Raw genomic sequence first — 13,020 nt, forward strand, 5'->3', positions numbered from 1 at the left:
ATAACAAGGAAAAAACTATGGGTTCGCTGCATCGTATGGCTGTGTTGTGTGGTTTGACCGTGCTGCTGGCAACGGCTACCGCCCAGGCAGAAGACTGGAAAGTCGCCAAGGAAGAGGACGGCATCAAGGTTTCCCTCAGTGAAGTGGCCGGTTCCAAGTACAAGGCCTACCAAGGCGTGACCGTCATGAAAACCACCATGGCCAAGCTGCAAGCGCTTCAGGAAGACGTTTCGGCTGCCTGTGCCTGGATTCACGAATGCAAGAGCCAGGAGCTGCTCAAGCATGAAGGGGACCAGAGCTGGACCTACACCCAGTTCAACACGCCCTGGCCGGTTACCCCGCGGGACTCGGTGTTGCAAGTGACCACCGTCAAAGGTGCCGATGGCAGCCTCACCCGCAACCTCAAGGGCGTGCCAACCTACATGCCTGAAAAAAAGGGTTTTGTGCGGGTCACTCAAGTTGAAGGCTTCTGGAAATTCACGCCCAAGGACGCCGGCCAGGTCGAAGTGATCTATCAGGTCCACACCGAACCAGGTGGCGATGTTCCTTCCTGGCTGGCCAACAAGTTCGTGGTGGATGCGCCGTTCAATACGTTGAAAGCCTTGAAAGCACGTGCCGAGAAATAATCGCCGACGCTGCATGAAAAACCGCCCGTGAGGCGGTTTTTCTTATGGCAGCCGTCCAACGACTGAGCGGAACGATTGTTCAGCCCTGAATGTCGAGATAGAGGTAAGCCAGGCCCTGAATTGATCGAGGAGACACCGATGCAAAAGTGGGAAATCACTTTCGTTGATGATCACGGCGAAGCCATCGCCGAGCGGTTCGACTATGAACAGGAGCCCACAATGGAGCAGGCTGCGCAGTTGATTCGCCAAAAGCTGCTCCCCGTACCCGCCAAGCTTGATCTCAATGACCTGGAGGGCCGCACCGCAGACCCTACGGTCAAGAATCTCAAATCCCAGCACAGTATCGAAATCATCAGCATTACACCGATTTCATGAAGTCACTGCCTGGCCCCGCTTGGCAGTGACCACTACTTGCAGCTACTCTGCAATTGAGATCAGCGAAAGGATCGCTTAGGTCCGGTCTTGTCAGCTACATGCTTGTGTCCCGACGGTAATTTGATGCCGTATCGCTGCAACCCAAGGGTTGCCCGCACGGGAAGACGGAAAGTCTATCCATCGGTTTGAGGAGGACGTTTCATGAGCACAGCCTATCAAGAAGACATCAGCACCAGCGTGCTTCGCCGCATGAAAGAAGGCGGTTTCGATTTCTCACAATTCCATCCCATCGAGTTCTACGCCATTTTCCCGGATGAGGAGCGGGCGCGCAGGGCGGCAGGTCAATTTCGGGGTGAGTCATTGAATGCACAGATCAGCGCACGGGATGACGGCGCCTGGTCATTGGAGTTGAGCCGGGTGATGTACGCCACCTACGATGACATTGGAGACTTCGAACAAAACTTCGAGGCGGTGGTGGAGCCTTTGGGTGGCATCATCGAGGGTTGGGGTGTCAAACAGGAAATACGGCGCCTGCACGCCTGACCGTTCATTCACGCAACCCGAGCAACGGCTGACCCATGTGTCGGCCGTTTTCATAGGTGTGCTCCCACCAGATTACTTCAGGCACAAAACCGACTTCATGGGGCCAACGGCTGTTTACGCCCCGCCATGTGCTTGAGATACCCCACCAGCAGATCCAGCTCCGCATCCGGCAGCACCGTGGCCGAGAACCCCGGCATCTTCCCTTGGGGCCAGCGACGCAGGCTTTGTGGGTCGCGGATATAGCGCTTGAGGAAATCCCCGGAAAAGTACTCGGTAGGATTGAAGGGGATGTTCAGGTCCGGGCCAAACTGCGCGTCGCCTGCGCCGTTGAGCCGATGGCAAGCCAGGCAGTTCTTCTGGAACAGTTCAAAGCCCTTATAGACCGGGTCAGCCTGAGTCACCGTGGGCGCCGGCAGCAGGGCAGGGAAGCGCTCGGCTACCGCTGACAGGCGCTTGATGGTCGCCACCGCGTACGGCCATTGTTCGGGGCTGATGTGACCTGCCTGGGGGTTGGTCCAGACCAGATAGAAGGGCCCGGCGCTGCTCTTGCCTTCACCCAGTGGGGGCCAGGGGTGGGCCGGGTCTTCGATCGCCAGCCAGGCTCGCGCGCCGTTTGTGTTGAGTAACGGTGCTGCGGGCAATTCGGCGGCAAATCCGTCCAGCGCCACGGCCTGGAGATGGTCGTCGGGCTCGACGCCAGTCAACAGCGCTGTCAGCGGCACGGCGCGATAATTCATCGGTTTTTTGTAGGAAACGTCTTCAGCGATCTGGATCGTTCGGGCTTCAGGATGCTGGAGCAGTTCTTCGGTCTGCCAGGTGCGGGCAGTCGTGCCCAGCTCCAGCACCAGCTGCGCGGCAAACAAGGGCGTGCTGAGCAGCAGCGCGCCGAACACAATGAGAGCTTTCACGAGGGTCGTCTTCCATGTCGAGGGAGTGCCGCAAAGGTTGGCACAGCCACCGCGACTCGAACAACGAACTCGTCACATTTTTTGATGATACAAGCGCTACCGCTTGCCGATGGTACAGGCACCCGCGCGCCGGATTCAGCCGATCACCTTGGTGATATTCGGCACAATCAACAGCAGCGTCGTGGCGAAGAGAATGAGTCCGGCTTGGCGAACTTTCGAATGTTTGAACATGGCTGACCCGCCTTTTTTGTTATTTCCTGAGGCCAGCCTGCATATCTCCTGACGGCTGGCGTTGCACTTCCTGTCTGACAAGCGCCTCGGCAAAACCCGACGACTATCTTGTACAAGGATTACATTAGGGGCCGCAGCCGCCTTGGCTTAGATCCAATTCGTATTAGTTTGCTGCCGTCCGCTCTTAAAGTGGTATGAGGCCTAGTGCCACCTTCGTGAAGGCCCTTTTGCTAGACACTTTGCTCACCTGAATCGGTTAACCCGATAGCATGCTACCGTTCGTCTGAGCGTGGCCGTCAACGTCGTTGAGCACTGCGGTCATTGAATCTCGGGCCGCTGGGCTTATGGTTGGAGCCATTGCATTGTCCCAGTGGTTTGAGGATGTCATGACCGAAGCTTTGATTTTTGATGCATTACGTACCCCTCGTGGCAAGGGCAAGGCCGATGGCGCTTTGTACAGCGTCAAGCCGGTGAACCTGGTGGGCGGCCTGCTCACCGCCCTGCAGCAGCGCATGGGCCTGGACACCAGTCAGGTTGACGATATCGTGCTCGGTTGCGTGACGCCGATAGGTGATCAGGGCGCCGACATCGCCAAGACCGCCGCGCTGATCGCCGATTGGGATGTCAGCGTGGCAGGCGTGCAGCTCAACCGGTTCTGCGCCTCGGGCCTGGAAGCGGTGAACCTGGCGGCGATGAAAGTGCGCTCCGGGTTCGAGGATCTGGTGGTGGCCGGAGGTGTCGAATCCATGTCTCGCGTGCCCATGGGCAGCGACGGCGGCGCTTGGGCGCTGGATCCTCAATCCAACCTGCAGGGCCACTTCACACCTCAGGGCATCGGTGCTGACCTGATCGCAACCCTGGAGGGCTTCAGCCGCGAGGACGTCGATGCTTTCGCGCTGCACTCCCAGCAAAAGGCCGCCCGGGCCCGGGCCGACGGTTCGTTCAACAAATCCCTGGTGGCGGTGCGGGACCAGAATGGCATCGTGCTGCTGGATCACGACGAATTCATCCGTGCGGACTCGACTCTGGAGGGCCTGGGCAAGCTCAAGCCGAGTTTCGAAGCCATGGGCCAGATGGGCTTCGACGCTACGGCGCTGCGGGTCTACAGCCATGTGGAACGGATCAACCATGTCCACACGCCGGGCAACAGTTCCGGCATCGTCGATGGGGCGGCGCTGATGCTGATCGGTTCTGAAGCCAAGGGGCAGGCGCTGGGGCTGCAACCGCGGGCGCGGATCGTCGCCACGGCTGTCACCAGCACCGATCCGACCATCATGCTCACCGGCCCGGCGCCGGCTACCCGCAAGGCTCTGGTCAAGGCTGGGCTGCGGGTGGAGGACATCGACCTGTTCGAAGTCAACGAAGCGTTCGCCTCAGTGGTGCTCAAGTTCATCAAGGACATGGCCATCGACCCTGCCAAGGTCAACGTCAACGGCGGCTCCATCGCCATGGGGCATCCCTTGGGGGCTACAGGCTGCGCAATTCTCGGCACCTTGCTCGATGAGTTAGAGGCGCGTCACCTGCGCTATGGCCTGGCGACGCTGTGTGTCGGCGGCGGCATGGGCATTGCCACCGTTATCGAACGTCTCTGAGCCCCGATTTCAAGGAATACTTTTCATGAGCGATGCCATCCGTTACGAAACCGGCCAGGACCGGATCGTCGTCCTGACCCTGGACATGCCAGGCCAGAGCGCCAACACCATGAATGCGACGTACCGCGAGGCCATGGCTGCCTGCGTCGCTCGGTTGACCGCCGAAAAAGACTCGATTGCCGGGGTGATCATTACCTCGGCCAAGAAGACCTTCTTCGCTGGCGGCGACCTCAACGAACTGGTCAAGGTCGGTAAACCCCAAGCCAAGGCCTTCTATGAAATGGTGCTCGGGCTCAAGGCGCAACTGCGTGCCCTGGAAACCCTGGGAAAACCGGTGGTGGCGGCCATCAATGGCGCGGCCCTGGGCGGCGGCTGGGAAATCTGCCTGGCTTGCCATCATCGTGTGGCGCTGGATCACCCGTCGGTGCAGATTGGCCTGCCGGAAGTCACCCTGGGCCTGTTGCCAGGTGGCGGCGGGGTGGTGCGGATGGTGCGGTTGCTTGGCTTGGAGAAAGCCTTGCCGTATTTGCTCGAGGGCAAGAAGGTGCGCCCGCAACAGGCACTGCAGGCCGGTCTGATCGATGAGCTGGCGGTGGATCGCGAGGACCTGCTGAGCAAGTCCAGGGCCTGGATTCTCGCCAACCCCAGCGTGGTCCAACCTTGGGATGCGAAAGGCTATCAGATCCCGGGTGGCACGCCGTCTCACCCGAAAGTCGCGCAAATGCTGGCGATAGCACCTTCGATCCTGCGCAACAAAACCCAGGGTTGCCTGCCCGCGCCGGAGAAAATTCTCTGCGCGGCAGTGGAAGGTGCCCAAGTGGATTTCGACACCGCCCACGTGATCGAAACCCGCTACTTCACTGAGCTGACCACTGGCCAGGTGGCCAAGAACCTGATCGGCACTTTCTGGTTCCAGCTCAACGAAATAAAGGCCGGCGGTTCGCGTCCGCAGGGCTTTGCACCTTATCTGACCCAAAAAGTCGGGGTACTCGGCGCCGGCATGATGGGGGCAGGTATCGCCTACGTCAGCGCCATGGCCGGGATTGCGGTGGTGCTCAAGGACGTCAGCCTTGCCGCCGCCGAGAAAGGCAAGGCCCGCACGGCGGCGCTGCTGGATAAGAAGGTCGCCCGCGGGCAGCTCACCGTTGAGCAGTGCGAAGCCACGCTGGCGCGGATTCAAACCACTGACTGCGACGCCGACCTGGCCGGTTGCGATCTGGTCATTGAGGCGGTGTTTGAGGATCGCGCCCTGAAAGCCAGCGTCACAGCCGCTGCCCAAGCGGTTGTTGGGGCGGACGCGGTGCTCGCCTCCAACACCTCGACCCTGCCCATCACCGGTCTGGCGACGGCTGTACCGGATCAGACGAAGTTCATCGGTCTGCATTTCTTCAGCCCGGTGGAGAAAATGCCTCTGGTGGAAATCATCAAGGGCGCCCGCACCAGCGACGAGACCCTGGCACGAGGTTTCGATTTCGTTCTGCAAATCAACAAGACGCCGATTGTGGTCAACGACAGTCGTGGCTTCTTCACCTCCCGGGTATTCGGCACCTTTACCAACGAAGGCATCGCCATGCTGGGTGAGGGCGTGAGCGCGCCGATGATCGAGACCGAGGCGCGCAAGGCCGGAATGCCGGTAGGGCCTCTGGCGATCTCTGACGAAGTTTCCCTCAGCCTGATGAGCCATATCCGCGCGCAAACCGCCAAAGACCTGCAAGCGGAAGGGAAAACGCCGATCGAGCACCCGGCGTTCGCCGTGATTGACCTGCTGCTCAACGAATACAAGCGGCCAGGCAAAGCCGCCGGGGCCGGTTTCTACGAGTATCCGGCCGACGGGCAGAAACACCTGTGGCCGGAGCTCAAGCATCGTTTCGAGAAAGCCGACGGGCAGATTTCGCCTCAGGATATCCGCGATCGCCTGCTGTTCATCCAGGCCCTGGAAACCGTGCGCTGCGTAGAGGAGGGCGTGCTCACCTCCACGGCGGACGCCAACGTCGGCTCGATTTTCGGTATCGGTTTCGCCGCCTGGACCGGCGGTGCGTTGCAGTTCATCAACCAGTACGGCCTGCGGGATTTTGTCGCCCGCGCTCAATATCTGGCCGAGCAGTATGGCGAGCGATTTTCACCACCGGCCTTGTTGCTGGAGAAAGCCGCCAGGCAAGAACTGTTCTGACTGACAGGGGAAGGGGCTTGCCTTGGGACGGTATTTCAAGGCACGCTCAGGGGGTGTGCAATATTCCCATCATCGTGTCAGGTATTTTTTATGTCGCTGCGCATCTGCATTTTGGAAACCGATACCCTGCGTCCGGAACTGATCGACCAATATCAGGGTTACGGGCAGATGTTCCAGCGCCTGTTTTCACAACAGCCCGTCGCGGCTGAGTTCATTGTGTACAACGTGATGCAGGGGCAATACCCCAACGATGATGAGTCGTTCGACGCTTACCTGGTAACCGGCAGCAAAGCCGACTCCTTCGGCACCGACCCCTGGATTCAAACCCTCAAGACCTTCTTGCTGGATCGCTACCAGCGAGGCGACAAGTTGCTGGGCGTGTGCTTCGGTCATCAACTGCTGGCGCTGTTGCTGGGCGGCAAGGCCGAGCGCGCCACTCAAGGCTGGGGCGTGGGCACCCACCGCTACAAGCTCGCGGCCAAGGCGCCATGGATGAGCCCGGTGATGGAAGAGCTGACCCTGCTGATCAGTCACCAGGACCAGGTCACCGAGCTGCCGGAAAACGCCACGGTGATCGCGTCCAGCGATTTTTGCCCGTTCGCCGCCTACCACATCAACGATCAGGTGCTGTGCTTCCAGGGCCACCCGGAATTCATCCACGATTACTCCCGGGCGCTGCTGGAGATCCGCCAGCAACACCTTGGCGAGCAGATCTACCGCCAAGGCATGGCCAGTCTTGAACAGGCGCATCACGGCACGACAGTGGCTGAGTGGATGATGCGTTTCGTCGCGCACAAGCCTGAAACCGCAGCGGCCCAAGACTAAAACACCATCGCCCCCACACTTGATAGACAGGTAATCAAGTGTGGGAGCGAGCCTGCTCGCGATGAATGTCACGCCAGCCTCAACCGCCTACAAGCTCGCCTACAACCACCCCGAGCGCTTGAAGCTCCCCCACAACGCGGTACAGCCCACCGCGATAAACCCCAGCACCAGAAAGTACCCGTAGTGCCAGGTCAACTCCGGCATGTTCTCGAAGTTCATCCCATAGATTCCGGCTACCGCCGTGGGGAACGCCAGGATCGCCGCCCACGCCGCGAACTTGCGCTGCACCACGCTCTGGCGCGACGCTTCGAGCAGCACGCCGACTTCAATGGTCTGGCTGGCGATGTCCGCCAAAGTCGCCAGGTCTTCCATCTGCCGCGTGACATGAATCTGCACATCGCGGAAGTACGGGCTCATGTTTTTGTCGATGAAGGGAAAGTCCAGTCTTTGCAGTTCTTCGCTGATTTCCACCATCGGTGCTGCATAACGGCGCAGGCGTAATACGTCACGGCGCAAGCTGTGCAAGTTCTGAATATCCCGCTCGTTCAGGGAGCTGCACAGTACGTTGCGCTCCAGCTCATCGATCTCGGCGTGAATGGCTTCACCCACCGGCTGGTAATTTTCAATGACGAAATCCAGGATGGCATAGAGAACGAAGTCTTCCCCGTGCTCCAGCAGAATAGGCCGCGCCTCACAGCGTTGTCGCACGTGGGCGTAGGACGCCGAGTGGCCATTGCGGGCGGTGATGATGTAGCCGTTGCCGGCGAAGATATGAGTCTCGATGAACTGTAGCTTGCCGTCCTTGCGCACCGGCGAATACGTGACGATAAACAGTGCATCGCCAAAGGTCTCCAACTTGGGGCGACTGTGCTTCTCCATCGCGTCTTCAATCGCCAATTCATGCAGGTTGAATTGACGCTGCAGGTTGGTCAGTTCCTGGGCACTGGGCTCTTCCAGGCCGATCCATACAAAGTGGCCCGGTTTGGCTGCCCAGGCGCTGCCTTCGTCGAGGGTGATGTTGGTGACTTTCTTACCGGCGCTGTAAACCGCAGCAGCAACGACTCTACCCATGATGGTGGTTCACTTCTTCTTGGAAAATGGCAGTGGCAGGCAATCTGTAGCTTAGTGTGCCCTGCTGCTTGAGAGTCAGCAAAATCCACCGAGTTCGCCGGTAGAGTCAAATGCCCACAGGTGGAATCAGAATCGTGCGGGCTTTTGTGGTGAGGGGATAAACCCCCTCGCCACAAGGTTATGTGCCCGGCTGGCTATTGTTTAACAGGCTCGTTAAACAGCCTGCACCTGCCGGTCCATCACCGCGATGCACTCGCGCATTTGCTCACGGCACTGGGCGATGAGCTGGGGCATGTCATCCAGGCTCAACCCCGCCGTGGGAATGGCCGGTAGCGAGCGTATGAGGATGTCGCCGCCTCGCCAGCGATTGAGGCGCATGTGCTTGATGTAGCTGCTGACGCACACCGGAACAATCGGCACCCCGGCGGCGATCGCCATCTGGAACGCGCCTTTCTTGAAGGGCAGCAGATCCTCGCCAAGATTGCGCGTGCCTTCCGGGAATACCCAGATCGATGTGTCCTCGTGCTGCAACGTGTGAGTGGTGGTCAACATCGACTGGCGCGCCTTGATCGCGTTACCCCGGTCAATCAGCACATTGCCCGCCAGCCAGAACAATTGCCCGAACAACGGCACCCACTTCAGGCTCTTCTTACCGATGCACACGGTGCGGTAGGGCACCACGTTACCGAACACGAACAGGTCATAGTTGGACTGGTGGTTGGCAATGATCACGCAGCTCTGGGACTTGTTTACCAGCGTGTCGACCTCGGCTTTCACCCGCAGACGCAAAATGCACATGGCGGGCCACGCATACAACCTGGCGCATAAACGGCTGTTGTCTGGATTGAACGGCCGACACAACCCCAGGATCACCCCGAGCACACCCGCCAGCACAAAATGCACACCCATCAACAACATACGCAATAAAAACAGCATCTACAGGCCCCGTCGGGACAAAAGGTGGCGCAGTGTACGGATGTGCACTGTTTTCGGCAATTGCCGCTATAGAGGTAGGAGATGGGCGATGTTTGAGCGCATGTTTCCGATTAACGTGTCAGAAGCAGGCTAGAGCGGTTGTCGGTTTTTAAACGGAGCATGTAAGAAAAAGCCCGACACAGCGGTCGGGCTTTTCGTTTTGCGCTGAGGCAAGTTAACCCATGTGCTCCTGATCCAGCAGAATTGCACTGTCCAGCGTCTCCAGCAGGGCCTTGCGCACTTTCAGCTTGGTGTTCTTGTGGGCGGTCATGTTGATTTTCTTCAACTGACGCGCGGCCTCCAGCGCCGCACCCTGCAGCTCATCGGTCGACACCACCTTGTCGAGGAAGCCGGCGTCCACCGCGCTCTGCGGGTTGAACATCTCGCCATTGATCACCGAGCGATGAAACGCGGATTTGCGCAGGCGATCGCGGGCCAGCTCGATACCGGCGTGGTGCATGGTCATGCCGATCTGCACTTCGTTCAGGCCAATGCTGAACGGCCCATCGACACCGATGCGATAATCCGCCGACAGCAGCAGGAACGCTCCCTTGGCCACCGCATGCCCTGGGCACGCGACAACGACGGGGAAGGGGTGCGACAACAGACGACGGGCCAGGGTCGAGCCGGCCGTGACCAGACTCACCGCTTCCTTGGGACCGGCGGTCATCACCTTCAAATCATAACCACCGGACAGAATCCCCGGTTGCCCGGTAATGATCACCACCGCCCGATCCGTCACAGCTTGATCCAGCGCAGTGTTGAACGCGGCAATCACATCCGGCGAGATGGCATTGACCTTGCCGTTGTTCAAGGTCAGGGTCGCGATACCGTCTTCGAGATGGTAGGCAATCAGGTCGCTCATGGCGCTATTCCTTGTAAGAGAAGTGACGCAGACGTTACCCACCGCCGCAGGCCAGGTAAAGCGCTGTGACTGACTCACCGGTCAGCCCCCAGCCCCGACAAACCGCCTGACCGCCCCATCGCCCGCGCCTTGCTCCATGGAACACTGCACACACAAACCCGAAGATTGGCCGGTTTGCCATGCCCGGACGCGTTTGAAATGCCCGACCACCTTAACCGCATGAAAATTCTGAAAAAAACCTTTGCCATCGGAAAAGCTTTCGACTACATTAGCGCGCCTCGACAGACTGAACAGTTTGCCGAGACACGGTGAAGTGTCCGAGTGGCTTAAGGAGCACGCCTGGAAAGTGTGTATACAGGAAACTGTATCGAGAGTTCGAATCTCTCCTTCACCGCCAATTTTAAAAAAGCCCTGTAATTCAATGAGTTACGGGGCTTTTTCGTTTTCTGTTGTACCACTTCGCTGTACCACTCTCGTCCCCCCCCCCCAGCCAGCAATCCACCAACCACGTGTTTTTTGATCAGTGCTAAGGCGCGGCATCGCCGTTTCGGTAAGCAAGCATACGATCATCCGCTTTCACGAAGTGGAGCGGCTATCGAAGATGGTATTCGATAAGCAATTCAGTCATGTGTTGACCTATCCATCTGTGGAATATGCCTTTGCAGGCGCATTGCTATTACAAGGCATCCTAAGCTATGGTCAGATGATCAAGGGTAGGGGGTTATATGGAATTAGATCGACTGAAGCTGGCGTATCGAAACAGCAAAACTAACATTTGGTTGGTTAGGGCTACGGGCGGCAAGTTTCTAGAGCATTTCAGGCAGGGGGGGGTTGCTGCTATCGCGCATCTTGATGATACGTACGATCATCGTAGTGCTGTAGATGCTGCAATTCCAAGCTTCAATGATATCCAATCGATGTTACTTCGAAAGCCAGAGTATACGACAACTGTCGAAGGTACGAAGCGATCAGCTCGAAAGCTGAATGGAAAAGGCACCCGGAAACTACGTCAAATCACCAGTTTCAACGAGAAGATCAAAGTTGGAGATATTATTGTCTCCACTGATGGTGATGCTTTGGTGATTGGGATATGCAACGGGCCAGCCTATTTCAGTTCAGATCCCATTGTGATTGAAATTCCTGAAAATGCCGAGCCTGAATACACGCCTCCTAAGATGAATCACCGGCTCCGACGCGACGTTGTCTGGGGGCCAAGAATCTCTCGCTTCAACTTGCCCGGTGCGATCAAGAAAACCCTTCAGGGTCAGCAAACAATTATCGATCTTCAAAAACATTGGGATAAGTTTTATCACTTGGTTTATCCATTCTTCGTTGATGAAAATTATCTTTATATTTCGAACAAGATCGCAAGTGCCGGGGCGGTTAATAACTTATTCATCGGTGGGTTACTGCAAAATATTTCTCTGATGCAGCTTTTTGCACGAGAGATTGATGAAACCGGAACTATCGATCTTGAATCAATTGTTCGGCTGCTTAATTTTGAAATCGGTTTGGGCGATTTTTCAGCTACAACTAAAGCTGAATTCATGTCTCCCGGAGATTTATGGAATCGAATACCGCTTGAAGGATTCGGTGACAAAGCTCAAGGGGCAATACTTTGCATAGCTCTTACACTGATCATGGCGGGATACGCTAAGGCAGATGATTTTAGTGTGCAGGCGCCGGATTCAGCACCAAAGGTTGAGACTATATCGCCAGATGAAATGGTCAGCGATATTTTTCGTTCACCAAAGAAAAAAGAGGCAAAACAGAAAAAAGCGGTACGTTCCGTTGAATATAATGCGGACAAGCTAGATGAGGCAAGCGCGCGCCGCCATTCAAAGAAAATCAAAAATTCCTTAGCATTGAACTTACCCGCAGTTGATACCCGTTCTCTCGAAAACTTTGAATTTGGAATCCCGGCAATCAAGGTTTTCGAGGAGCGGTAGATGGTAACTAAGCTGCTGGAAACCATAAGCGCGACATTTATGCTGACCGCGGCGGCTTACGCGGCCGGAGTTGTTCAGAGTAAAGAGTTGTACAGAGAGCTTGGTGTTGAACCTGAGTTGGTTTCTATTGATTTTCAAAAGGCCCTTTATGATGGTGGCTTGCTGGTGTTTTCAGAGTTGGCGAAAGATTTTAAACTTCTGATTCCGTACATTTCCGGGTTGTTTGCTTTGGTCGCATTGGCATGTCTCTTTAAATGGGTTCGTCGTAGGGTTGTTACAAATGGTGCTGTACTGATTAAGTGTTTGGCGGTTGTTGGGTATTTTATGGTGTTGTGGTTGATTTATGACGTTACTGTTGATTCGTTTGGGCAGGGGCGCACTATGGGGGCAAAGCTTGCTTCGCACTTAAAAGCACAGTGTACATTGACTAGTGTGAAGCTCGAAAGTGGGACGAGTTCCGGTTTATGTGCAGTTGGACGAAGTGCTGACTTGCTTTGGTTTTACGATCCTAAGGCAGAGAACTCTGTTGCATTTGGCAAGGATAAGATCATAAAAGTGGTTAGTGGCGGTTAATGTCTAATGGGTATTTGCTTCAGCTGGGTCTTGTGTGTCTACGCTGAAACCTGCATCCACGTTATCCCATCGTTATAGATGGCCTGTCAGCTAGATGGGCTAGCATGTGCGGGCTGGATAATGGCCAATAAGAAATATTTTGTCTGAATGTTTATCCGTGACGATAGTTGGGCTATCTTGAGTTGGAGACAAAGCGGTTCCGTCTCCCAGCGATCTCTTTTGTCTGGTTGAAAATCCACCCAAACGCCATATTCACGGCGCTCTGGACGGATTTTTGTTGCATGCAATATTTTATTATCCAATCCATCCAATCCAAC

The 13,020-nt window shown here is 56.6% G+C and carries 12 protein-coding genes and 1 tRNA gene; 9 read left to right on the forward strand and 4 right to left on the reverse strand.

All coding sequences use genetic code 11. The features are described 5' to 3' along the window. The first annotated feature begins 17 nt into the window (after window positions 1–17). From MKS85_RS08655 to MKS85_RS08665, 3 genes are all read left to right on the forward strand, one after another. Complete coding sequence (locus tag MKS85_RS08655; protein WP_188252055.1) at window positions 18–626, forward strand: START domain-containing protein; 609 nt, start codon at window positions 18–20, stop codon at window positions 624–626. Window positions 627–764: 138 nt separating this feature from the next. Continuing rightward, window positions 765–1,001, forward strand: a complete 237-nt coding sequence (locus MKS85_RS08660; protein WP_047228233.1) for a hypothetical protein — start codon at window positions 765–767, stop codon at window positions 999–1,001. Between the two features lie 201 nt (window positions 1,002–1,202). Continuing rightward, complete coding sequence (locus tag MKS85_RS08665) at window positions 1,203–1,544, forward strand: ribonuclease E inhibitor RraB (protein ID WP_047228234.1); 342 nt, start codon at window positions 1,203–1,205, stop codon at window positions 1,542–1,544. A gap of 95 nt (window positions 1,545–1,639) precedes the next feature. On the opposite strand, the gene MKS85_RS08670 is transcribed toward MKS85_RS08665, so the two are convergent. Then, on the reverse strand, window positions 1,640–2,452 hold the full coding sequence (locus MKS85_RS08670) for a cytochrome c (protein ID WP_188252056.1): 813 nt from the start codon (window positions 2,450–2,452) through the stop codon (window positions 1,640–1,642). 617 nt (window positions 2,453–3,069) lie between these two features. Between MKS85_RS08670 and MKS85_RS08675 the strand changes: the two genes are divergently transcribed. The 3 genes from MKS85_RS08675 to MKS85_RS08685 all read left to right on the forward strand — a co-directional run bounded on the left by MKS85_RS08675 (window position 3,070) and on the right by MKS85_RS08685 (window position 7,270). After that, window positions 3,070–4,275 carry an acetyl-CoA C-acetyltransferase gene (locus tag MKS85_RS08675; RefSeq protein WP_188252057.1) on the forward strand — a complete coding sequence of 402 codons (1,206 nt, stop codon included), beginning with the start codon at window positions 3,070–3,072 and terminating at the stop codon, window positions 4,273–4,275. Between the two features lie 25 nt (window positions 4,276–4,300). Then, window positions 4,301–6,445 (forward strand): 3-hydroxyacyl-CoA dehydrogenase NAD-binding domain-containing protein, encoded by a 2,145-nt coding sequence (locus MKS85_RS08680; RefSeq protein ID WP_188252058.1) that lies wholly within the window; start codon window positions 4,301–4,303, stop codon window positions 6,443–6,445. Between the two features lie 90 nt (window positions 6,446–6,535). Continuing rightward, a complete protein-coding gene (locus MKS85_RS08685; RefSeq protein WP_047228238.1) occupies window positions 6,536–7,270 on the forward strand; it encodes an amidotransferase in 735 nt (244 codons plus the stop codon). 99 nt (window positions 7,271–7,369) lie between these two features. Here the strand turns inward: MKS85_RS08685 and MKS85_RS08690 are convergent, their stop codons facing one another. From MKS85_RS08690 to MKS85_RS08700, 3 genes are all read right to left on the reverse strand, one after another. Continuing rightward, the gene (locus tag MKS85_RS08690; RefSeq protein ID WP_047228239.1) at window positions 7,370–8,341 is read right to left on the reverse strand and encodes a magnesium and cobalt transport protein CorA; all 972 of its coding nucleotides are present in this window, start codon (window positions 8,339–8,341) and stop codon (window positions 7,370–7,372) included. Window positions 8,342–8,554: 213 nt separating this feature from the next. Beyond that, window positions 8,555–9,277, reverse strand: coding sequence for a 1-acyl-sn-glycerol-3-phosphate acyltransferase (locus MKS85_RS08695; RefSeq protein WP_076383849.1), 723 nt, complete (start codon window positions 9,275–9,277; stop codon window positions 8,555–8,557). A 214-nt stretch (window positions 9,278–9,491) separates the two neighbouring features. Then, on the reverse strand, window positions 9,492–10,181 hold the full coding sequence (locus MKS85_RS08700) for a crotonase/enoyl-CoA hydratase family protein (protein WP_047228241.1): 690 nt from the start codon (window positions 10,179–10,181) through the stop codon (window positions 9,492–9,494). Window positions 10,182–10,488: 307 nt separating this feature from the next. On the opposite strand from MKS85_RS08700, the gene MKS85_RS08705 reads away from it, so the two are divergent. The 3 genes from MKS85_RS08705 (at window position 10,489) to MKS85_RS08715 (ending at window position 12,703) form a co-directional block, all read left to right on the forward strand. Beyond that, a tRNA-Ser gene (locus MKS85_RS08705) sits at window positions 10,489–10,578 on the forward strand. A 328-nt stretch (window positions 10,579–10,906) separates the two neighbouring features. Next, a complete protein-coding gene (locus MKS85_RS08710) occupies window positions 10,907–12,130 on the forward strand; it encodes a hypothetical protein (protein WP_310662807.1) in 1,224 nt (407 codons plus the stop codon). Beyond that, window positions 12,131–12,703: a hypothetical protein gene (locus MKS85_RS08715; protein WP_310662808.1), complete on the forward strand. Its 573-nt coding sequence runs from the start codon at window positions 12,131–12,133 to the stop codon at window positions 12,701–12,703. It begins immediately after the preceding gene. Window positions 12,704–13,020 lie beyond the last annotated feature (317 nt).

Source organism: Pseudomonas sp. JL2 (genome assembly GCF_031570495.1).
Classification (GTDB): domain Bacteria; phylum Pseudomonadota; class Gammaproteobacteria; order Pseudomonadales; family Pseudomonadaceae; genus Aquipseudomonas; species Aquipseudomonas rhizophila.